Here is a 22326-nt window from a genome sequence, read left to right as displayed (position 1 = left end):
TTCTTCCGGCCAGCGACCATTTCTTCATCCGATGTGCGCCAACCAGTTGTTTGGCATGGCAAAAAATGCCCGATAATCAGCTTCTTTCGAATCAGGTTTCACTTAATCCAGCACCGACTGCTGGGGGTTGAGTTGGTGTACCAGTCGCTCTTCCAGCTGTTTTTGCTGTTCGGCGGTCAAGGGCTCGCCATCGAGGCTGGTCAGGCTGAAAAAGTCCTCGACCCTCTCACCGAAAGTGGCGATTTTGGCTGCGTGCAGCGACAGCCCGCACTGCTGGAAAACGGCACCGATCCGCGCCAGCAGGCCGGGGGTATCGAGGGCCGTCAGCTCCATCAGGGTGTGACGGCTCTCCCCTTTATGAGGCAGGAAGACTACCCGGGTCGGTACGCTGAACTGGCGGTGGCGCCGCGACAGCGGCTTATTGCGCAGCACCAGCTTGCCAGGCTCCTGCAGCGCCTTCTCCAGCGCTTTCTTGATGGTGGCTGTGCGGTTGGGGCTGATGGGCTCGCCGCTCGGCTCCAGCACCACGAAGGTATCGAGCACATAGTTACTGCGCGAGTTCATGATCTGGGCGTCGTGGATGTTGAGGTTCTTCTGATCCAGTGCCGAGGCGACGGTGGCAAACAGATTCGGGGTATCGCGGCAGTAGATAAATACCTCGCTGCCGCCGCGGGTCGGGTGTTTGCCGATGATCACCAGCGGCGCCGGATTGTCACCATGCTCGATGATGTGGCGGCAGTGCCAGGCGATCTGCTCCGGGCTGTGACGCAGGAAGTAGTCGGCCTTGAAGTCGGCCCAGAGCTGGTTGATCGCTTCTTCCGATACATCCCGTTGCGCAAGCAGTTGCTTGGCCTGACGCTGGTTTTCGCGAATGCGCAGCCGCATGTCGGGCGGGTTCTCCAGCCCCTGGCGCAGCGCCTTCTGGGTCGCGAAGTAGAGCTCCCGCAGCAGGGTGCCCTTCCAGTCGTTCCACAGGGTATCGTTGGTGGCGCAGATATCGGCCACGGTGAGGCAGTAGAGCAGGTCTAGATGCTGCTCGTCGCGCACCTTCTGGGCAAAGTCGGTGACCACGTCGGGATCGTAGATATCGCGGCGCTGGGCGGTGACCGACATCAGCAGATGGTGGCGCACCAGCCAGGCGACCAGTCGGCTCTCGTAGCGATCCAGACCGTGCAGCTGGCAGAACTCCAGCGCATCGACGGCGCCGAGTTCCGAGTGATCGCCGCGCCGCCCCTTGGCGATATCGTGGAACAGGGCGGCGATGCTGAGCAGCTCCGGTTTGCGCAGCCGGGTGAACACCTCGTGGCAGAGCGGGTGGCTCTGGCGACTGGCCGGATTGGGGAACTGGTGGATGTTCTTGAGCAGCCGGTGGGTGTGCTCATCCACCGTGTAGGCGTGGAACATGTCGAACTGCATCTGGCCGACGATGAGGTTCCACTGCGGCAGATAGGCGGCGAGGATGCCGTACTTGTGCATCAGGGTGAGCGGCAGGCCGATGCCGTTGGGGTGGCGCAGCAGCGCCATAAAGAGGCGACGGCAGTCGGGCAAGTCCTGCAACCAGCAGTTGAGTTTGCGGCGTGCCTCGCGCAGTTGGCGCAGGGTGGCCGAGTGGATGCCTGCAATCTCGGGATGCTGGGCCATCTGATAGAAGAGGCGCAGGATAGCGGCCGGTTCACGGCTAAACAGCTCCGCATCCACTGCATCGATGAGACGGCCACGGAGCTGGAACTCGTCGGAGAGGCGGCGCACATCCATGGCGGTGTTGCCGAGGATCGCCTCGTCAAACAACTGCAGCAGCATCTCGTTGAGTTCGGAGACCCGCCGCACCGTCTGGTAGAAGCGCTTCATCATCTGCTCGACCGGGGTGTTGCCTTCCCCTTCGAACCCCAGCATCTGGGCCACGGTGCGCTGGCGATCGAACAGCAGGCGGTTGTCCCCCTTGTTGATGGCCATATGCAGGGCGAAGCGCACCTTCCAGAGAAAATTCTGGCAGTCGAGCAGCTCACGGTACTCGGCACGGTTGAGAAAGCCGTGGCTGGTCATCTCGAACAAGGTGGTGGCGCCAAAGTGGCGGCGGGCGACCCAGGCGAGGGTTTGAATGTCGCGCAGGCCGCCCGGATTGCTCTTGAGATCGGGCTCCAGCTTGTAGGCGGTGCCGAGAAACTGTTGATGACGCTCCGCCTGCTCCTGCCGCTTGGCGCGAAAGAAGGCTTCACTCGGCCAGAAGTGCTGGGGGCCGGTGGCCTCTTTCAGTTGCCGGAAGCCCTCCTGGCGACCTGTGATGTAGCGCGCTTCGATCAGGTTGGTGGCGACCGTGATATCGGCGCGCCCCTGCTCGAGACACTCCGCCACGTTGCGCACCGCCTGACCCACCTCCAGCTTGAGATCCCACAGCAAGGTGATGAACTCGCCGATGCGTAGTCCCAACACCTCGTCCAGCTCGTCGCCATCATAGAGGATCAGCAGGTCGATATCGGAGTGGGGGTGCAGCTCGCCGCGACCATATCCCCCCACCGCGATGAGGGTGAGGTCGCTCTTGTCGAAGCCGAACTTCTGCCACAGCCGGCAGAGCAGCTGATCCATGTACTCGGAGCGGGTGGCAACCAGCTCGATGATGTTGTCACCGGCATCGAAACGGGCGTGCAGCCAGCCGAGAAAGCGGCTCAGGTACTCTTTGCAGTTGTCGCGAGTGAGCTGGTCATCGGGTAACAAATGGGGGGAAAGCAGGCTGGCGTCCATGGCATCTCACACGCAAGTGGCAGGCAAATGGCAGAAACAGAAGTAAAAACCCCGGCGCTTTGGAAGTTCAGGGCCGGGGTTCGATGTTAGCTGTGTTTGATGAAGCGGTCGATAGTGTCATCGGGGCGCAGGGTGAGCACCTCGCAGCCATCCTCGGTCACCAGCAAGGTGTGCTCCCACTGGGCGGAGTCGCCGCCATCCTTGGTGGTCACGGTCCAGCCATCCTTCGGATTGACCTTGCAGTGATACTTCTTGCTGTTGACCATGGGCTCGATGGTGAAGCACATGCCTGCTTTCAGCTCCAGCTTGCCACTGTTGCGGTAGTGGAGGATCTGCGGCTCTTCGTGGAACTCGGCACCGATGCCGTGGCCGCAGTAGTCACGCACCACGGAGAAGCCGGCCTTCTCGACGATGGGCTGAATAACGGCGCCAATCTCGGTGATGCAGGCACCCGGACGCACCTTTTTGATGGCAGCATAGAGGCCCTCTTGCGCCACTTTGCAGAGCTGGCGGCGCAGCGGGGTGGTCTCGCCCACGATGAACATGGCCGAGGTATCACCGTGGTAGCCATCCTTGATGACGGTGATATCCAGGTTGATGATGTCGCCATCGCGCAGCTTCTTGTGATTCGGGATACCGTGGCAGATCACATCGTTCACCGAGGTGCAGATGGATTTGGGGAAGCCGTGGTAGTTGAGCGGAGCTGGAACCGCATGTTGTACGTCGACAATATAGTCGTGGCAGAGGGTGTTCAGTTCGTCAGTGGTGACGCCAGCTTTGACATGGGGCGCAATCATGACCAGCACATCGGCGGCCAATTGGCCGGCAACGCGCATCTTTTCAATCTCTTCCGGTGTCTTGATTTTAATGGACATGGGATCTCTCTTGCGGCCTGCCGCTGGGCCTGCGAGGGCAGACAGGACAGGTAATGAAAAATAGATGCGTTTGCAATCAGGGCAAAATTTTATCCGCAACCCCCGCGTACTTCCAGTGTGATTGTCATCACAACGTCAAATCGGCGTCGCAGCATCCTCTGGCGGGATCCATATTTACACCTGTTTAGGGTGTCGGCCGGTGGTGTCCTGGACAAAGTTATGGTATAAAGCGCGCCGGAATGGGGAACTTGCGTCCCGATTTCATCACCCTTACTTAAACAACACACACACATCGACACATATGCCGGGGTGCCTTAACGGGTCGGTTATATGGGATGTGTGGAGGCCTAACCCCAATACAGAGGTATAAAATGGCTAAAGTTTCTATGCGCGACATGCTGCAAGCCGGCGTTCACTTCGGTCACCAGACTCGTTACTGGAACCCGAAAATGAAATCCTACATCTTCGGTGCCCGCAGCAAAGTTCACATCATCAACCTGGAAAAAACCGTTCCGATGTTTGACGATGCCATGAACTTCATCAGCTCCGTAGCTGCCAAGAAAGGCAAGGTACTGTTCGTTGGTACCAAGCGTGCCGCGTCTGAAGCCGTAAAAGAAGCCGCTGAGCGTTGCGACCAGTTCTATGTAAACCACCGCTGGCTGGGCGGTATGCTGACCAACTGGAAAACCGTTCGTCAGTCTATCAAGCGCCTGAAAGATCTGGAAACCCAGAGCCAGGACGGTACCTTCGACAAGCTGACCAAGAAAGAGGCGCTGATGCGTACTCGCGAAATGGAAAAGCTGGAGAAGAGCCTGGGTGGTATCAAGAACATGGGCGGCCTGCCTGACGTTCTGTTCGTTGTCGATGCCGACCACGAGCATATCGCTATCAAAGAAGCCAATAACCTGGGTATCCCGGTAGTTTCCATCGTTGATACCAACTCCAACCCGGACGGCGTTGACTATGTCATCCCGGGTAACGACGACGCTATCCGTGCCGTACAGCTGTACCTGAATGCTGCTGCTGACACCGTACTGGAAGCTCGCGCTCAGGACATCGTTGTTCAAGCCGAACAAGATGGCTTCGTTGAAGCTGAGTAATTGATAAGGACTGTAAAGCCCTTATTAACCAAGCTGATGTAATTGGTTAGCAGGGGCCCTTGTGGCCCCTGTTTCTTGTCAATTCAAGACCGAGGATACTGGACATGGCTAACGTTACTGCCGCCCTGGTAAAAGAACTGCGCGAGCGCACCGCCGCTGGCATGATGGATTGCAAAAAAGCACTGGAAGAAGCTGCTGGTGATATCGAGCTGGCAATTGAGAACATGCGCAAATCCGGTCAGGCCAAAGCCGCCAAGAAAGCTGGCCGTATCGCCGCTGAAGGCGTTATCTTTGCTCGCACCGAAGGCAACGTTGCCGTCATGATCGAGCTGAACAGCGAAACCGACTTCGTCGCCAAAGATGCCAGCTTCATGGCAATGGGCCAGAAGATCGCTGACATCGCTGCGACCCAGAAAATTGCTGACGTTGACGCGCTGAAAGCCGCTGACTTCGGTAACGGCGAATCCGTCGAGCTGACCATCACCAACCTGATCGCCAAGATCGGTGAGAACATGAACCTGCGTCGCGTGATGCTGGTTGAAGGTGACAACCTGGGTACCTACGTTCACGGTTCCCGCATTGGTGTTATCACCAAGCTGACCGGTGGTTCTGCCGAGCTGGCCAAAGATCTGGCCATGCACGTTGCTGCCAACAGCCCGCAATTCGTCAAGCCTGAAGACGTGTCTGCTGAAGTCGTTGCCAAAGAGCGCGAAATCCAGATCGACATCGCCATCAACTCCGGCAAGCCGAAAGAGATCGCCGAGAAGATGGTTGAAGGCCGCATGAAGAAGTTCACCGGTGAGGTTTCCCTGACTGGTCAACCGTTCGTGAAAGATCCTTCCATGACAGTTGCCGAGCTGCTGAAGAAAGAAGGCGCTGACGTTGTCTCCTTCACCCGTTTCGAAGTGGGCGAAGGCATCGAGAAGCAAGAGACCGATTTCGCTGCTGAAGTTGCAGCCCAAATCGCGGCCGCTCAAAAGGCCTAATCGAACCGGTTTTTCCGTTTCCCCAGACCGCGACTTATGTCGCGGTCTTTATATGACCAGGAATCAGTGACATGAGTACCAATCCCAAACCTGCATACAGACGTGTTCTTCTGAAGTTGAGTGGTGAAGCCCTGCAAGGATCCGAGGGTTTCGGCATTGATCCGGCGGTGCTGGAGCGGATGGCCCAAGAGATCAAAGAACTGGTTGAGTTGGGTGTTCAGGTCGGTCTGGTCATCGGTGGCGGCAACCTGTTCCGTGGTGCCGGTCTTGCCAAAGCGGGCATGAACCGCGTGGTGGGCGACCACATGGGTATGCTGGCAACCGTGATGAACGGTCTGGCCATGCGTGATGCCCTGCATCGTGCTTATGTGAATGCCCGTCTGATGTCTGCCATCTCCCTGCAGGGTGTCTGTGACTCCTACAGCTGGGCCGAGGCAATCAGCCAGCTGCGTGCTGGCAAAGTCGTTATCTTCTCTGCCGGTACCGGCAACCCCTTCTTCACTACCGATTCTGCGGCTTGCCTGCGCGGGATCGAGATCGAAGCTGATGTGGTGCTCAAAGCCACCAAGGTTGATGGTGTATACAACGAAGATCCGGTCAAGAATCCGGATGCCGTGCTGTATCATGAACTGAGTTATGATGAAGTTCTTGAAAAAGAGCTCAAGGTGATGGATCTTGCTGCCTTTACCCTGGCACGTGACCATGATCTGCCGATCCGCGTGTTCAACATGAACAAACCGGGTGCCCTGCGCCGGGTTGTCATGGGTGAACCGGAAGGCACTCTGATCCACCACGTTGGTAAATAAGATAAAAGTGAGCCACCTGGCGCTCTTATCCTATCCATCACGTCAGTAAATAAGATAGACACGGGCCGTGTAGCGGCTCGTTCGCCAAAAGGAAAACCACTGTGATCAACGAGATTAAAAACGACGCCAAGGACCGTATGGGCAAGAGCGTAGAAGCGCTCAAGACTCAAATGTCCAAGATCCGTACCGGCCGCGCTCACCCGAGCCTGCTCGACGGCATCCAGGTTGAGTATTACGGTGCTGCCACTCCGCTGAAACAGTTGGCCAACGTCGTGGCAGAAGATGCTCGCACCCTCTCCATCTCCATTTTTGACCGCTCCATGATCCAGGCGGTAGAGAAGGCGATCCTGACCTCCGATCTGGGCCTGAACCCGTCCAGCAATGGCCAGACCCTGCGCGTGCCGCTGCCGCCGCTGACCGAAGAGCGCCGCCGCGACTTGACCAAGATCGTCCGTGCCGAAGCGGAAAACGCCCGTGTTGCCGTGCGCAACATCCGTCGTGACGCCAACGCTGATCTGAAAGCGCTGCTGAAGGACAAAGAGATCTCCGAAGACGACGACCGTCGCGCCCAGGAAGAGATCCAGAAACTGACCGACTCCTACATCAAGCTGGTCGATGAGGCCCTTGCCGTAAAGGAGAAGGAGCTAATGGAAATCTAACCGTCTGAAAGGTATATTACGAGCGCCGTGTAGTGCCCCTGCACGGCGCTTTTGTCTTTGTGGGAGAATTACATGTCGCTTTTGGCTGCGTTGGGTGATTGTGCCAACTCGTCTTTACCCCGTCACGTCGCCATCATCATGGATGGTAACGGTCGCTGGGCCCAGAACCGAGGCAAGATGCGGGTTTATGGCCACAAGGCGGGCGTCAAGTCAGTGCGCGAGGCCGTTACCTTTGCTGCGCGTGCCAAGATCGAGGCATTGACCCTGTTTGCATTCTCCAGCGAGAACTGGCGCCGCCCGGAAGGGGAGGTCAGTGCCTTGATGGAACTGTTCATCACAGTGCTGGGTCGTGAGGTGCAGAAACTGCACAACAACGGGATCCGGCTCAAGGTGATTGGCGATACTGCTCGCTTTAGTGAGCGGTTGCAGGCCAAAATCGCCAAGGCGGAAGCCTTGACCGCCAATAACAAGGGGTTGACCCTGAACATTGCGGCCAACTATGGCGGCCAGTGGGATATCGCCCAGGCGGCCCGCAAGCTGGCTAAAGCAGTGGCAGCCGGTGAACTGGCCGCTGACGACATTGATGAATCCATGCTGACCCGCGAGGTTTGCATGGCCGATCTGCCACCTGTGGACCTGTTGATCCGTACCGGTGGCGATCATCGCATCAGCAACTTTGTGTTATGGCAGCTCGCCTATGCCGAGCTCTATTTTACCCCGGTATTGTGGCCCGACTTCAACGAGGCCGAGTTCAGTGAGGCGGTCGCCTCTTTCGTTGCCCGCGAGCGTCGCTTCGGTTGCACGGGTGAACAGATACGGGAATTGATCGCCGAGCAGCAGACCGGCTAAACCCCGCTCCCAAGAGAGAGGTTTCTTTTGCTAAAACAACGAATTATTACTGCTTTGATGTTGATCCCCCTGGTGTTGGGGGCGCTCTTCTTTCTGCCATTGAAATTTTTTGCCCTGTTGGCTGCGCTGGTGTTTTTGTTGGCCAGTCGCGAATGGAGTGGGTTTGTCTCTGCTGCTCCGCAGCAATGGTTACCCATCGTATTTTGTCTGTTGCTCGGTGCCAGCCTCTTTTGGCTGCCGGTGGAGCAACTCTGGACGCCTCACCTGCATCCTCTCGTGATGGGCGTGCTCTGGACCGCGGTAAGCTGGTGGTCGCTGGGTCTGCTGCTGGTGCTGCGCTATCCCCAAAGCGCCAAGCTGTGGAAAGAGTCTATCTGGCTCAAGTCGCTGTTTGGTCTGGTGACCCTGGTTCCCTTCTTCTGGTCGCTGGTCGCAATCCGTGGTTACAACTTTTACCATGACCCCATGATGGGGGCCTGGATCCTGTTGTTTGTGATGGGACTGGTCTGGGCGGCAGATTCTGGCGCGTATTTTTTCGGCAAGGCGTTCGGTAAGCACAAGCTGGCACCGGCTGTGAGTCCGGGCAAAACCATCGAAGGGATGTGCGGCGGCCTCTTTACCGCCAGCCTGCTGGCCATCGGCGTTACCTGGTCGATGGGATTTGTTCCTGCCAAGATGATCACCGTGCTGTTTTGCTCTCTGCTGGCGGTGCTAGCCTCCGTACTCGGCGATCTGACCGAAAGCATGTTCAAGCGCGAAGCGGGCATCAAGGATTCCGGCACCCTGCTGCCGGGTCATGGCGGTATTCTCGACCGGATCGACAGCCTGACCGCCGCTCTGCCGGTGTTTCTGCTCAGTTATCTGCTACTCAGTCAGGAGTTTTGATGCACAAGTCACTGGTTATTCTGGGAGCCTCCGGCTCCATTGGTCAGAGTACCTTGAAAGTGCTGCGCCATAACCCGGGCAGTTGGCAAGTGTTGGCGTTGACCGCCGCCCGCAACGTGGATGCCATGTTGCGGGACTGCCTCGAATTCTCCCCCCGTTTTGCCGTGATGGTCGATGAGGAGGCCGCCCGTGAACTGGCTGCCCGTCTGAAAGCACACGGCAGTGCGACCCGGGTCATGTCTGGTGCAGCAGCCCTCTGCGAGGTGGCCGCCCATCCCGATGCCCATAGCGTGATGGCCGCCATTGTGGGGGCGGCCGGACTGGCCCCGACCATGGCCGCGGTACGTGCCGGCAAGCGTATTTTGCTGGCCAACAAGGAGGCGCTGGTGATGTCCGGTGCTTTCTTCATGGAGGCGGTGCGCGAGCATGGCGCCGAGCTGCTGCCCATCGACAGCGAACACAATGCCATCTTCCAGTGTCTGCCGACTGCCGTGCAGCGCCAGCCCGGTTTTTGCGATCTGGCGGCGGCGGGGATCAGCAAGATTTTGCTGACCGGTTCCGGCGGTCCGTTCCGTTACACCGAGATCAGCGAGCTGGCGAAGGTGACGCCGGCGCAGGCCATCGCTCATCCCAACTGGTCGATGGGGGCCAAGATTTCGGTCGACTCCGCCACCATGATCAACAAGGGGCTGGAGTACATCGAGGCGCGCTGGCTGTTCAATGCTGCGCCCGAGCAGATCCAGGTGGTGATCCACCCGCAGTCGGTGATCCACTCCATGGTGCAGTACAAGGATGGCTCCGTGCTGGCTCAGCTTGGCAATCCGGATATGTGTACCCCCATCGCCCATGCGCTGGCTTATCCCAATCGCATCCCCTCCAGTGTGGAACCTTTGGATTTCTTCAGTGTCGGAGAGTTCAGCTTTATCCGGCCTGATTATGATCGCTACCCTTGTCTGGCGCTGGCCATCAATGCCTGCCAGAAGGGACAAGCGGCGACTACTGCGCTTAATGCTGCCAACGAGGAGGCGGTTGCTGCCTTCCTGGCCGGGCGCATCGGCTTTATGGATATTGCCCGGATCAACGAGGCCGTGATGCTGGCGCTGGAGAGCAGTGCAGTCGGCTCGCTCGATGATCTGTTTGCCCTGGACGGTGCGGCAAGAGCCCGTGCTCAGACTTTGATTGAGGAGCTTGGCTGATGGGCGGTGTGTTGTGGAATATCGGTGCCTTTGTTGTTGCGCTGGGCCTGCTGGTCGCGGTGCACGAGTTTGGTCACTTCTGGGTGGCCCGTCGTTGTGGCGTCAAGGTTGAGCGCTTCTCTATCGGTTTTGGCAAGGCGATCTGGCGCCGGATGGGTAAAGATGGCACCGAATATGTGCTGGCGCTGATCCCCCTCGGTGGTTACGTCAAGATGCTCGATGGCCGGGTCGATGAACTCAAGCCCGGTGACGAGCAGTATGCCTTCAACCACAAGAGTGTCTGGGCGCGGATGGCGATTGTCGCCGCGGGTCCTATGGCCAACTTCGTGTTTGCCCTGTTTGCCCTCTGGCTGATGTTTATCATCGGGGTGCCGAGCGTCAAGCCGGTGATCGGTGAAGTGCGTCCGGCATCCATCGTGGCCGAGGCGGGTGTGCTGCCGGGGATGGAGATTGTCGGGGTCGGCGATGAGCAGACCGGTGACTGGGAGAGCGTCACTTACGCCCTTATCAGTCATCTGGGTGATGATGCAGTGACTCTCAAGGTGCAGGCACCCAATACCAGCTATGCCACCGACAAAACCTTGTCGCTGACCGGCTGGACCTTCGATCCGGATAAAGAGTCGCCCATCGGCAGCTTGGGAATTGTCCCCTTGAGTGGCAAAGTGCTGCCAGTCGTGGCTGCCGTGGTGGCCAAGAGTGCCAGTGAAAAGGCGGGGCTGCAGGTCGGTGACCGTATCAAACAGGTCGGCGATCAGCCTATTACCGCGTGGGCCCAGTTTGTCGAGCTGGTGCAGCAGGCTCCGGGCGAACCCCTGCAAGTGGTGGTTGAGCGCAACAACAGTGATCTCAACGTGACCCTGACCCCGGATAGCCGCAAGGTGCAGGGCAAGCTGGTAGGATTCGTCGGTCTCTCACCGCAACTGGTTCCATTACCGGATGAATATCGAATTCTGTTACAGTATGGGCCTTTGCAGGCGCTGTGGCATGGCGCGGACAAGACCTGGAGCCTGATCACGCTCACCTTTGACATGATTGGCAAGTTGATCGGTGGCATCGTGTCGCTGGACAACCTGAGCGGCCCCATCTCCATTGCCAAGGGCGCCGGCAGCAGTGCCGACTATGGTCTGGTCTATTTCTTAAGTTTTCTGGCGCTGATCAGCGTCAACCTGGGGATTATCAATCTGTTCCCCCTGCCGGTGCTCGATGGTGGCCATCTGGTCTATTTCCTGATCGAAGCGGTCACCGGCAAGCCGGTATCAGAGAAAATACAGGAAGTGGGTTTCAGGATCGGCGCCGCCATTCTGATGTTATTGATGGGCATTGCGCTGTTTAACGATTTCGCTCGCCTCTGAGGCCAGAGCATCAACAAGGACACATAAGAACAAAATGGCTGTTAAAAAAGCATTGGTGTTGAGTTGCCTGCTGGGTGCCAGTTTCCTGGCCCAGGCGGCCCCTGCCTCTTTTGTGGTGCAAGATATCCAGGTCGAAGGTCTGCAACGGGTGACCCTGGGTGCCGCACTGTTGAACCTGCCGATCCGGGTCGGTGATACCGTCGACTCCGTGGCTCTGGCCAGCGCCATCAAAAAGCTCTATGCCTCGGGTAACTTCGAGGATGTGAAGGTTTACCGTGACGGCCAGGTGCTGCAGGTGATGGTCAAGGAGCGTCCGACCATCTCCAGCATCGAGTTTGCCGGCAACAAGGATATCAAAGAGGAGCAACTGACCCAGAGTCTGGAGTCCTCCGGTATCCGTGTGGGTGATCCGCTGGATCGCACCGTACTCACTTCCCTTGAGAAGGGACTGGAAGATTTCTACTATGGCGTGGGTAAATACTCCGCCAAGGTCAAGGCCATCGTCACCCCGTTGCCGCGCAACCGGGTCGACCTCAAGTTCACCTTCGTGGAAGGGGAAGCGGCCAAGATCCAGCAGATCAACATCGTCGGCAACAGCGTCTTCCCTGAAGAGAAGCTGATTGCCCAGCTCTCCCTGCGCGACGAAGTGCCCTGGTGGAACTTCACCGCCGATCAGCGCTATCAGAAGCAGAAACTGGCCGGTGATATCGAGACCCTGCGCTCTTACTACATGGACCGCGGCTATATCCGCTTCCAGCAGGAGTCTACCCAGGTCTCCATGACCCCCGACAAGAAGGGCGTCTACGTCACCCTCAACATCAAGGAAGGGGATCAGTACAAGGTCTCCGGTGTCCAGCTCAAGGGTGACCTGATCGACCGCGGTGGCGAGATGAAGGGATTGATCCCGATCGCTGCCGGCAGCATTTACTCTGCCAGTCAGGTGACTCATACCGAAGAGGTGCTCTCCAAGTTCCTCGGCCGTTATGGCTACGCCTATCCGAAAGTGGTCACCTTCCCACAGGTCAATGACAAGACCAAGGAAGTCGAGCTGATCGTCAACGTTGAGCCGGGCCCCCGTGTCTATGTGCGCAATATCAACTTCAGCGGTAATGCCACTACCGAAGATCAGGTACTGCGTCGCGAGATGCGCCAGATGGAGGGCACCTGGCTCTCCTCCGACAACATCGAGCAGTCCAAGAGCCGTCTCAACCGCCTTGGCTACTTCGAGAGCGTCGAAGTGGACACCAAGCGGGTGCCGGGCAACGATGACCTGGTTGACCTCGACTTCAAGGTCAAGGAGCAGCCAGCAGGCTCCATCAACGCCGGTATCGGTTACGGTACCGAATCGGGTCTGAGCCTGCAGGCGGGGATCTCTCAGGACAACTTTATGGGTACCGGTAAAAAGGTCTCCATCAACGCCAGCACCAACGACTATTCCAAGAACGTTGACCTGAGCTACAACGACCCCTACTTCACCGTTGATGGTGTCAGCCTGGGTGGTCGGGTCTACTACAACCAGTTCCGCGCCGATGATGCCGATATCGTCGATTACGAGAACGAAACTATCGGTTTCCGTCTCTCCAGCGGCTTCCCGGTCAACGAGTTCAACCGTCTCGACTTCAGTACCGGTATTGAAAGCTCCAAGCTGAGCCGTCCTACCTTCAATGAATCCAAGTTCAATGAGTGTATCGCCGACAACAAACCATCAGCAGACAATACCTACTGCTACGACCTTTGGAATGACAACCGTCAATCGGTACAGATGGATCAGTTTTGGGATCTCTATGCAAAAGGTGAGGATAGCGTTGAGTTCGTAACTGTCGATCTTACTGCTGGTTGGACTCGTTCTACCCTGAACAAGGGGATGTTCCCGACCGCTGGTGACCGTCAGCGTGTCAACGGCAAAATCACTATTCCTGGCATGGATCTGCAGTATTACAAACTCTCCGCCGAAGATGCCCACTACTTCCCGCTCGATGCGGATCACAGTTGGGTGATGATCGGCAAGGGACGAGTCTCCTATGGGAACGGCTATGGCGATAGCAGCATGCTGCCGTTCTTCGAAAACTACTATGCCGGTGGTTTCGATACGGTACGTGGCTTCAAGAGCAATACTATTGGTCCCAAGGCTATCTATAAGCAGTACAAGAACAATAACTCCAGTGCTCCGACTGAGACTGGGTATTACGAAGGTTCCGATACCTCGGTGGGCGGCAATGCGCTTGCTGTGGCTTCTTTCGAACTGGTCTTCCCGACCCCGTTCGTTTCCGAGACCTATCGTCCGCAGATCCGTTCTACCGCCTTTATCGATGCCGGAACTGTCTGGAGCACCGATTTCGCCAATGGTGCCTACCCTTGTGCCGCTGGGGCAGATTGCAACTACTTGAGCCAGGACTACTCCAGCCCGGGCAATATCCGGGTCTCTGCCGGTGTCTCCCTGCAGTGGCTTTCGCCGATGGGCCCGCTGGTGTTTGCCCTGGCCAAACCGATCAAGAAATACGAAGGGGATCGTACCGAGTTCTTCTCCTTCAACATCGGTCGTACTTTCTAAGTAGAGTTTCGCCCCCACCCATGCGGTGGGGGTCTTCAATGATGGGACGCGCGGTATGCGTGCCTCACCAGGTAACAAGACGGTCCTAACGCCGCTTGCATAATCGGGTAAATCAGGTAGCCCTCGCCATGAGGGAACAAGGAGTAAGTGTGAATAAAGCGTTGAAAGTAGCTGGTTTGAGCTTTGCACTGATGGCTGCCGGCATGGGTTCTGCCTTCGCTGAGACCAAGATCGCCGTGGTTGATATGGGCGAAGTCTTCCAAAAGCTGCCCCAGCGTGAAGCCGTTGCAGCCAAGCTGAAAGGTGAATTCGAGCCGCGTATGCGTGAGCTGCAGAAGCTGGAACAGGAAGGCCAGAAGCTGGTCGAGAAGTTCCGCAAGGATGAGGCCTTCATGAGCGCCGAGCAGAAGAAGCAGAACCAGGAGAAGCTGGCCAAGCTGCAGATGGAGTTCAACCAGAAGCGTCAAGCCTTTGAACAGGACAACGGTCGCCGTCAGTCCGAAGAGCGCAACAAGATCCTGACTAAGGTGCAGGCTGCCATCGATTCCATTGCCAAGAGCAATGGTTACGATCTGGTGCTGGAGCGCAATGCCGCCCCGTATGCCGCCAGCAAGCTGGACATCTCCGGCCAGGTTATTTCTCAGGTAAGCAAGAGCAACTAATTGATGGCATTTACTCTCGCACAGCTGGCCCAGCAACTGGGGGCCCAGGTCCATGGCGACGGAACCCTGGAAATCCGCAAGGTAGCGACACTGGAAAAGGCCGGGGAGGGGGATATCACCTTCCTGTCCAACAAGAAGTACCGGCACTATCTGGAGCAGAGCAAGGCGACCGCCGTGCTCATTACAGAAGCGGATCTGCCATTTTGTCCCACCAATGCCCTGGTGCTCAAAGACCCCTATGTGGGCTTTGCCCGGGTAGCCCAACTGCTGGACACCACCCCGCAGCCGGCCACGGATATTCATCCGAGTGCCGTTATCGCGGCTGACGTGCAACTGGGCGAGAGAGTGGCCATCGGCGCCAATGCAGTGATCGAATCCGGCGTCGTGCTGGGTGACGATGTCCGCATTGGCCCGGGTTGTTTCGTTGGCAAGAATACCCGGCTGGGAGCTCGCTCCCGGCTGTGGGCCAACGTCACCCTCTATCACAATGTGACCATGGGCACCGACTGTCTGGTTCAATCCGGTACAGTGATCGGGGCCGATGGTTTCGGTTACGCCAACGAGCGTGGCGAGTGGATCAAGATCCCCCAGCTCGGCGGTGTGACCATTGGCAACCGGGTCGAGATCGGTGCCTGTACCACCATTGACCGCGGTGCGCTGGAAGATACCCGCATCGCAGACAACGTCATCATCGACAACCAGTGCCAGATCGCCCACAACGTGGAGATCGGTTACGGCACCGCCGTGGCGGGCTCTACCGTGATGGCTGGTAGTCTCAAGGTCGGCAAATACTGTATCATTGGCGGCGCTTCCGTCTTTAACGGGCATATGGAGATCTGCGACCAGGCCACCGTTACCGGTATGGCCATGGTGATGCGACCCATTACCGAGCCCGGTGTCTACTCTTCCGGCATCCCTCTGCAAACCAATAAAGAGTGGCGCAAGACCGCCGCCCGGGTGATGCGTATCGAAGAGATGCACAAGCGGTTAAGCAAGCTTGAGAAGAAGCTGGATCAAGAATAATCACGATTGGTATAGGGTACTGTTTTGACTACTGAAAAGAAGAGCCTGGGCATCCAGGAAATCATGGATCTGCTGCCCCACCGTTATCCGTTTCTGATGGTGGATCGTGTAGACGACTACGAGATCAGCGATGAACGCAAAACTCTGCGCGCCATCAAGAACGTCTCGTTCAACGAGCCGATCTTCCAGGGGCACTTCCCGGCCAAGCCGGTGTTCCCGGGCGTACTGATCCTGGAAGCGATGGCACAGGCCACCGGTATCCTGGCCTTTACCATGGTGGGCAAGCCGTCTCCCAACGAACTCTACTATTTTGCCTCAATCGACAACGCTCGCTTCAAGCGTCCGGTCGGCCCCGGTGACCAACTGGTGCTGGACGTGGAGTTCCTGAAAGAGCGTCGCGGTATTGCCAAGTTCACCGGTGTCGCCACCGTCGACGGTGAAGTGGTCTGTACCGCCGAGCTGATGTGCGCCAAACGCGAGGTTTAACACACGTGATCGACCAGACTGCCATCATTCACGATACTGCCATCGTCCATGAGTCTGCCGTGATCGGTAAAGGGGTTGAAATCGGCCCCTTTTCTGTCATCGGCGCCGAGGTGGAAATCGGTGACAACACCTGGGTAGGTTCCCATGTGGTGATTAAGGGCCCGACCAAGATTGGTCGCGGCAACAAGATCTTCCAGCACACCTCCATCGGTGAGGATTGCCAGGATAAGAAGTACGCCGGTGAGCGCACCTTCCTCGAGATTGGCGACAACAACGTCATTCGCGAGAACTGCACCTTCCACCGTGGCACCATTCAGGATCAATCCCTGACCAAGGTGGGCAGCGGCAACCTGTTCATGGTCAACGTTCACGTTGCCCACGATTGCATCATCGGTGACAACTGCATCTTCGCCAACAACGCGACCCTGGCGGGCCACGTGGTGATCGGTGACTTCGTGATCTTTGGTGGTCTCTCCGCCATTCACCAGTTCGGCCGCGTCGGCTCCCACGCCTTCGTCGGTGGCTGCGCCGCTCTGAACAAGGACGTGCCGCCTTACGTGATGGCCGCCGGCAACTACGCCAAGCCGTTCGGGGTCAACTCCGAAGGTTTGCGTCGCCGCGGTTTCAGCGCCGAGGCCATCTCCGCCGTCAAGCGTGCCTACAAAGAGATCTTCCGCTCCGGCAAGACCATCGAAGAGGTGCTGCCGGTGCTGATCGAGATGGCGCAAGCCGAGCCGGCCGTCCAGCTCTATGTGAACTTCCTCAAAGATAACGAGCGCGGGATCATCCGTGCCTGATCCGGTTCGTATCGGTATCGTCGCCGGAGAAGTCTCCGGCGACATTCTGGCTGCCGGTCTGGTGCGCGAGCTGCAGGCCCGCTACCCGGATGCGCAGTTTGAAGGGATCGCCGGGCCGCGGATGCAGGCCCTCGGCGTCAAGGCGCTGTTCGAGATGGAAGAGCTCTCCGTCATGGGGATCACCGAGGTGCTGGGCCGTCTGCCGCGCATTCTCAAGGTCCGTCGCGAACTGTTGCGCCACTTTATTGCCAATCCGCCCGATATCTTCATCGGCGTGGATGCACCGGATTTCAATATCGGAGTGGAGCTGAAACTGCGCCGCGCCGGTATCAAGACGGTTCACTATGTCAGCCCCTCGGTGTGGGCCTGGCGCCAGAACCGCATTCACAAGATCAAGGCCGCTACCGACATGGTGCTCGCCTTCCTGCCGTTCGAGAAAGCCTTTTACGACCGCTTCGACGCCCCTTGCCGTTTTGTCGGTCACACCATGGCGGATGATATTCCATTGGTGCCGGATCAGGCTGCCGTGCGTCGCAACCTCGGTATCGATGCCAATCGCCGCTGGCTGGCGGTGCTGCCGGGCAGCCGCACCGCAGAAGTGGGCTTTATGTCCCCCCTGTTTCTCGAAGCGTGTAAACACCTGACGGTGCGCTATCCGGATCTCGGCTTTATCGTGCCGCTGGTCAACCAGAAACGGCGCGAGCAGTTCATGGCCATCAAGGCCGAGGTAGCGCCGGGTCTCGACATGGTGCTGCTGGAAGGGCAGGGCCGCGAGGCGATGATCGCCGCCGACGTGGTGATGCTGGCCTCCGGCACAGCGGCGCTCGAGGCCATGCTGGTGAAAAAGCCGATGGTGGTGGGTTACAAGCTCAAGCCCTTCAGCTACTGGCTGGCCCAGCGACTGGTGAAGACCGAATTTGTCTCTCTGCCCAACCTGCTCGCCGGTCGCATGCTGGTGCCGGAACTCATCCAGCACGAGTGCACCCCGGAGAATCTGGTGGAAGAGGTGAGCAAGTACTTCGAGCACGACAACAGTGCGCTGGTCAACACCTTCACCGAGCTGCACCAGCTGATCCGCTGCAATGCCGACTCGCAGGCCGCCGATGCGGTGGCGGATCTGCTCGGCAGATAACGCTATTTCGGACCGTCGATTGCGCCGCGCAGCCCGTTAATCCGTTTTCCGAGCGGTGATGTCGCGCCAGTCGACCCCTGTCAGGCCCCACGGGGCCTGTTTTGATTCAAGGCTACAAGATGATGATCGATATTCCTGACGACAAGCTGGTTGCCGGTGTGGACGAAGTGGGCCGTGGCCCCCTGGTGGGTGACGTGGTCACCGCTGCGGTCATTCTCGATCCCGCTAATCCGATCGCGGGGCTCAACGACTCCAAAAAGCTCTCCGAGAAGAAGCGGCTGGCGCTGTTTGACGAGATCAAAGAGAAAGCGCTCGCCTGGTCCATCGGTCGCGCCACTCCGGAGGAGATGGACGAGCTCAACATCCTGCATGCCACCATGCTGGCGATGCAGCGAGCCGTGGCGGGGTTGAAGGTCACCCCCGAGCTGGTCTTTATCGATGGCAACCGCTGCCCTGCATTGCCGATGGAAGCGCGTGCCGTGGTCAAGGGCGATAGCCTGGTGGCCGCCATCAGCGCCGCCTCTATCCTCGCCAAGGTGACCCGAGATGCGGAGATGACCGAGCTGGACAGCCGTCATCCCGAGTACGGCTTTGCCCGCCACAAGGGTTATCCGACTGCGGAGCACCTCGCCATTCTGGCCGAGCGTGGCCCGTTGCCCGAATATCGCAAGAGCTTCAAGCCGGTGCGTCGCGCACTGGGGATCGAGTAGACCATGCCATTTAGTTTGAGCAGCGAGAGGAGATGACGATGGCTGACCCCCGTTTTATCCACCTGCGAGTCCACTCCGACTTCTCCATGGTCGATGGCCTGCAGAAGATCAACCCCATCGTCGGGGCGGCGGCGGCCAACAACATGCCGGCGCTGGCGCTGACCGATCAGATGAACATGTGTGGTCTGGTGCGCTTCTATGGCGCAGCCCACGGCAAGGGGATCAAACCCATCGTCGGTGCCGACTTCTGGGTGCAGAGCGATGAGCTCGGCGACGAGCAGTTCCGTCTCACCCTGCTCGCCATGGATAACGACGGCTACCAGAACATCACCCTGCTTATTTCCCGCGGTTACCAGCGCGGCCACGTGCAGGGGCGTCCGGTTATCGACAAGAGCTGGCTCGCCGAGCATGCCAAGGGGGTGATCGTCCTCTCCGGCGGGCGCGAGGGGGATGTGGGCAAGTTCCTGCTCAAGGGCAACCGGCAGATGACCGAGCAGTGCGTCGCCTTCTATCAGACCCACTTCCCCGATGCCTACTACCTCGAACTGCTGCGTACCGGTCGACCCGACGAAGAGGTCTACCTGCACATGGCGGTGGCCATCGCCACCGAGTTCGAGCTGCCTGTGGTCGCCACCAACGAGGTGGTGTTCCTCAACGCCGATGACTTCGACGCCCACGAGATCCGGGTTGCCATCCACGATGGCTATACCTTGATGGACAAACGCCGCCCCCGTCGCTACAGCCCCCAGCAGTACCTGCGCAGCCAGGAGGAGATGGCGGAGCTGTTTGCCGACATTCCCGAGGCGCTGGAAAACACGGTGGAGATCGCCAAGCGCTGCAACGTGACGGTGCGTCTTGGCGAGTACTTCCTGCCCAACTTCCCGACCGGCGACATGACCACAGAAGATTTTCTGGTGGCCAAATCGAAAGAGGGTCTGGAGGAGCGTCTCGAGTTCCTGTTCCCGGATCCGCAAGTGCGGGCCGAGCGTCGTCCCGAGTATGACGAGCGTCTCGACATCGAGCTGAAAGTGATTAACCAGATGGGCTTCCCGGGTTACTTCCTCATCGTGATGGAGTTTATCCAGTGGTCCAAGGACAACGGCATTCCCGTTGGCCCTGGCCGGGGCTCGGGGGCGGGCTCTCTGGTGGCCTACGCCCTCAAGATCACTGACCTCGACCCGCTGGAATTTGACCTGCTGTTCGAACGTTTCCTGAACCCCGAGCGGGTATCCATGCCCGACTTCGACGTCGACTTCTGCATGGACCGACGCGACGAGGTGATCGAGCACGTCTCCGACATGTATGGCCGGGATGCGGTCTCCCAGATCATCACCTTCGGTAGCATGGCGGCCAAGGCGGTGGTGCGGGATGTGGGCCGGGTGCTGGGCCATGCCTACGGCTTTGTGGATCGCATCTCCAAGCTGATCCCGCCGGATCCGGGCATGACGCTGGCCAAGGCATTTGAGGCCGAGCCCAAGCTGCCCGAGCTCTACGAGCAGGATGAGGAGGTCAAAGACCTCATCGACATGGCCCGCCGCCTGGAAGGGGTGGTGCGCAACGCCGGTAAACATGCCGGTGGCGTGGTGATCGCACCCACCAAGATCACCGACTTTGCGCCGCTCTACTGCGATGACGAAGGCCATCACCCGGTCACCCAGTTCGACAAGAACGACGTGGAATACGCCGGCCTGGTGAAGTTCGACTTCCTGGGTCTGCGAACGCTCACCATCATCGACTGGGCGCTCGGCATGATAAACCCGCGTCTTGCCAAAGAGGGCAAGCCGCCGGTCGATATCGCCGCCATCCCTATCGATGACAAGAAGTCGTTTGACCTGCTGCAGCGCTACGAGACCACCGCGGTATTCCAGCTGGAATCCCGCGGCATGAAGGATCTCATCAAGCGGCTGCGCCCCGACTGCTTCGAAGACATGATCGCACTGGTGGCCCTGTTCCGACCGGGCCCGCTCCAGTCAGGCATGGTGGATAACTTCATCGACCGCAAGCACGGTAATGAAGCGATCTCCTATCCGGACGAGAAGTGGCAGCACGAGAGCCTGAAACCGATTCTGGAACCGACCTACGGCATCATCCTCTATCAGGAGCAGGTGATGCAGATCGCCCAGACCCTGGCTGGCTACACGCTCGGTGGCGCAGACATGCTGCGCCGGGCGATGGGTAAGAAAAAGCCCGAGGAGATGGCCAAGCAGCGAGCCGGTTTCGAGGAGGGCGCCGTCAAAAATGGCGTCGACGGCGAACTGGCGATGAAGATCTTCGATCTGGTGGAGAAGTTTGCGGGCTACGGCTTTAACAAATCCCACTCCGCCGCCTATGCGTTGGTCTCCTACCAGACCCTCTGGCTCAAGACACACTTCCCGGCCGAGTTCATGGCGGCGGTTATGACCGCCGATATGGACAACACCGACAAGATCGTGACTCTGGTGGACGAGTGTCAGCGGATGGGGCTCACCGTGATCCCGCCGGATGTGAACACTGGCCGCTATCGCTTCTCGGTCAACGAAGATGGCCATATCGTCTACGGGATCGGGGCGGTGAAAGGGGTGGGTGAAGGCCCCATCGATGCGATCTTGAGCGCACGGGATCAGGACGGCCCATTCCGCGATCTGTTCGACTTCTGCAACCGGGTCGACATCAAGAAGCTCAACAAGCGGGTGATGGAGAAGCTGATCCTCTCCGGCGCCATGGATCGGCTCGGCCCCCACCGCGCCGCCCTGATGGCGACCCTGGAGGAGGCGATGCGGGCCGCCGAGCAGCACGCCAAGGCGCAGGCAGTGGGGCAGGTCGACATGTTCGGCGTGCTCACCGAAGAGATTGACGACGTCAAAAAGGCGTTTGCCAACGTGCCGCACTGGCCTGACAAGGTGTGGCTGGAAGGGGAGCGCGAGACCCTCGGGCTCTATCTCACCGGCCACCCCATCAACCAGTACAGCAGCGAATTGCGTCGTTATACCTCGGGTCGCCTGTGCGATCTGCATCCCACCTCCCGCGATACCGTGACCACGGCGGCGGGGCTGGTGATCGCGGCCCGCAGCATGGTAACCAAGCGTGGCAACAAGATGGGGATCTTCACCCTGGACGACCGTTCCGGTCGCCTCGATGTGACCCTGTTCAGTGAAGCACTGGAAAAATATGAAGAATTGATGCAAAAAGACCGCATTTTGGTGGTTTCTGGACAGGTCAGCTTTGATGACTTCTCCGGTGGCCTTAAAATGTTGGCTCGAGAATTACTGGATATCAACGATGCGAGGGAGCGTTTTGCCAGAGCAATCCGCATCTCCCTCGATGAACAGCGGATTGATGATCGCTTTTTCCCGCGTTTGTGCGAGATTTTGGAGCCCGCCCGTGCCGGAGTCTGTCCGGTTCAGGTAAACTATCGTCGCCCCGGCTCCCGGGTGCGATTGACGCTCGGTACCGAGTGGCGGGTGACGCCCACCGATCAACTGATAGATGACTTGCGAGTCCTGCTTGGACGAGAGCGGGTTGAATTGGTTTTTGATTAG

The 22326-nt window shown here is 58.5% G+C and carries 18 protein-coding genes; 16 read left to right on the top strand and 2 right to left on the bottom strand.

The window, feature by feature from the left end:
• Positions 1–102: 102 nt before the first annotated feature.
• Both glnD and map read right to left on the bottom strand, forming a co-directional pair.
• Entirely contained in the window at positions 103–2739 is a 2637-nt protein-coding gene (gene glnD, locus NOM06_RS01195; protein ID WP_100654337.1) for a bifunctional uridylyltransferase/uridylyl-removing protein GlnD, read from the bottom strand.
• A gap of 86 nt (positions 2740–2825) precedes the next feature.
• Positions 2826–3614, bottom strand: a complete 789-nt coding sequence (gene map, locus NOM06_RS01190) for a type I methionyl aminopeptidase (protein WP_255909260.1) — start codon at positions 3612–3614, stop codon at positions 2826–2828.
• Between the two features lie 371 nt (positions 3615–3985).
• Here map and rpsB point away from each other — a divergent pair, with 371 nt between their 5' ends.
• From rpsB to dnaE, 16 genes are all read left to right on the top strand, one after another.
• A complete protein-coding gene (gene rpsB, locus NOM06_RS01185; RefSeq protein ID WP_005303470.1) occupies positions 3986–4714 on the top strand; it encodes a 30S ribosomal protein S2 in 729 nt (242 codons plus the stop codon).
• A 104-nt stretch (positions 4715–4818) separates the two neighbouring features.
• Positions 4819–5700: a translation elongation factor Ts gene (gene tsf / locus NOM06_RS01180; RefSeq protein ID WP_005338578.1), complete on the top strand. Its 882-nt coding sequence runs from the start codon at positions 4819–4821 to the stop codon at positions 5698–5700.
• Positions 5701–5771: 71 nt separating this feature from the next.
• Entirely contained in the window at positions 5772–6506 is a 735-nt protein-coding gene (gene pyrH / locus NOM06_RS01175) for a UMP kinase (protein ID WP_005338577.1), read from the top strand.
• A gap of 101 nt (positions 6507–6607) precedes the next feature.
• Positions 6608–7165: a ribosome recycling factor gene (gene frr, locus NOM06_RS01170; RefSeq protein ID WP_005338576.1), complete on the top strand. Its 558-nt coding sequence runs from the start codon at positions 6608–6610 to the stop codon at positions 7163–7165.
• A gap of 72 nt (positions 7166–7237) precedes the next feature.
• Entirely contained in the window at positions 7238–8014 is a 777-nt protein-coding gene (gene uppS / locus NOM06_RS01165) for a polyprenyl diphosphate synthase (RefSeq protein WP_005338574.1), read from the top strand.
• A gap of 27 nt (positions 8015–8041) precedes the next feature.
• On the top strand, positions 8042–8899 hold the full coding sequence (locus NOM06_RS01160; RefSeq protein WP_255909258.1) for a phosphatidate cytidylyltransferase: 858 nt from the start codon (positions 8042–8044) through the stop codon (positions 8897–8899).
• Positions 8899–10095, top strand: a complete 1197-nt coding sequence (ispC, locus tag NOM06_RS01155) for a 1-deoxy-D-xylulose-5-phosphate reductoisomerase (protein ID WP_255909256.1) — start codon at positions 8899–8901, stop codon at positions 10093–10095. The genes NOM06_RS01160 and ispC overlap by 1 nt, the downstream gene beginning before the upstream one ends.
• Positions 10095–11447, top strand: a complete 1353-nt coding sequence (gene rseP, locus NOM06_RS01150) for a sigma E protease regulator RseP (RefSeq protein WP_005338567.1) — start codon at positions 10095–10097, stop codon at positions 11445–11447. Before ispC ends, rseP begins: the two co-directional genes overlap by 1 nt.
• A gap of 34 nt (positions 11448–11481) precedes the next feature.
• Positions 11482–13998, top strand: a complete 2517-nt coding sequence (bamA, locus tag NOM06_RS01145) for an outer membrane protein assembly factor BamA (protein ID WP_255909253.1) — start codon at positions 11482–11484, stop codon at positions 13996–13998.
• Between the two features lie 149 nt (positions 13999–14147).
• Positions 14148–14660 carry an OmpH family outer membrane protein gene (locus tag NOM06_RS01140; RefSeq protein WP_005338563.1) on the top strand — a complete coding sequence of 171 codons (513 nt, stop codon included), beginning with the start codon at positions 14148–14150 and terminating at the stop codon, positions 14658–14660.
• Positions 14661–14663: 3 nt separating this feature from the next.
• On the top strand, positions 14664–15683 hold the full coding sequence (lpxD, locus tag NOM06_RS01135) for a UDP-3-O-(3-hydroxymyristoyl)glucosamine N-acyltransferase (protein ID WP_005338561.1): 1020 nt from the start codon (positions 14664–14666) through the stop codon (positions 15681–15683).
• A 24-nt stretch (positions 15684–15707) separates the two neighbouring features.
• Complete coding sequence (fabZ, locus tag NOM06_RS01130; protein ID WP_005338559.1) at positions 15708–16169, top strand: 3-hydroxyacyl-ACP dehydratase FabZ; 462 nt, start codon at positions 15708–15710, stop codon at positions 16167–16169.
• A gap of 5 nt (positions 16170–16174) precedes the next feature.
• Positions 16175–16966, top strand: a complete 792-nt coding sequence (lpxA, locus tag NOM06_RS01125) for an acyl-ACP--UDP-N-acetylglucosamine O-acyltransferase (RefSeq protein WP_255909251.1) — start codon at positions 16175–16177, stop codon at positions 16964–16966.
• The gene (gene lpxB / locus NOM06_RS01120; RefSeq protein ID WP_040098041.1) at positions 16959–18098 is read left to right on the top strand and encodes a lipid-A-disaccharide synthase; all 1140 of its coding nucleotides are present in this window, start codon (positions 16959–16961) and stop codon (positions 18096–18098) included. The genes lpxA and lpxB overlap by 8 nt, the downstream gene beginning before the upstream one ends.
• 119 nt (positions 18099–18217) lie before the next feature.
• Entirely contained in the window at positions 18218–18808 is a 591-nt protein-coding gene (rnhB, locus tag NOM06_RS01115) for a ribonuclease HII (protein ID WP_255909249.1), read from the top strand.
• A 38-nt stretch (positions 18809–18846) separates the two neighbouring features.
• Positions 18847–22326 carry a DNA polymerase III subunit alpha gene (gene dnaE, locus NOM06_RS01110; RefSeq protein WP_255909247.1) on the top strand — a complete coding sequence of 1160 codons (3480 nt, stop codon included), beginning with the start codon at positions 18847–18849 and terminating at the stop codon, positions 22324–22326.

This window comes from Aeromonas sp. JL9 (assembly GCF_024436075.1).
Lineage (GTDB): Bacteria > Pseudomonadota > Gammaproteobacteria > Enterobacterales > Aeromonadaceae > Aeromonas > Aeromonas veronii.
This window is presented reverse-complemented; position numbering and strand designations above follow the sequence as displayed.

Bases quoted from the DNA above. Each gene is read 5' to 3' on its own strand.
- glnD (WP_100654337.1), bottom strand. From the start codon at position 2,739: ATGGACGCCAGCCTGCTTTCCCCCCATTTGTTACCCGATGACCAGCTC.
- map (WP_255909260.1), bottom strand. From the start codon at position 3,614: ATGTCCATTAAAATCAAGACACCGGAAGAGATTGAAAAGATGCGCGTT.
- rpsB (WP_005303470.1), top strand. From the start codon at position 3,986: ATGGCTAAAGTTTCTATGCGCGACATGCTGCAAGCCGGCGTTCACTTC.
- tsf (WP_005338578.1), top strand. From the start codon at position 4,819: ATGGCTAACGTTACTGCCGCCCTGGTAAAAGAACTGCGCGAGCGCACC.
- pyrH (WP_005338577.1), top strand. From the start codon at position 5,772: ATGAGTACCAATCCCAAACCTGCATACAGACGTGTTCTTCTGAAGTTG.
- uppS (WP_005338574.1), top strand. From the start codon at position 7,238: ATGTCGCTTTTGGCTGCGTTGGGTGATTGTGCCAACTCGTCTTTACCC.
- ispC (WP_255909256.1), top strand. From the start codon at position 8,899: ATGCACAAGTCACTGGTTATTCTGGGAGCCTCCGGCTCCATTGGTCAG.
- rseP (WP_005338567.1), top strand. From the start codon at position 10,095: ATGGGCGGTGTGTTGTGGAATATCGGTGCCTTTGTTGTTGCGCTGGGC.
- bamA (WP_255909253.1), top strand. From the start codon at position 11,482: ATGGCTGTTAAAAAAGCATTGGTGTTGAGTTGCCTGCTGGGTGCCAGT.
- lpxD (WP_005338561.1), top strand. From the start codon at position 14,664: ATGGCATTTACTCTCGCACAGCTGGCCCAGCAACTGGGGGCCCAGGTC.
- rnhB (WP_255909249.1), top strand. From the start codon at position 18,218: ATGATGATCGATATTCCTGACGACAAGCTGGTTGCCGGTGTGGACGAA.
- dnaE (WP_255909247.1), top strand. From the start codon at position 18,847: ATGGCTGACCCCCGTTTTATCCACCTGCGAGTCCACTCCGACTTCTCC.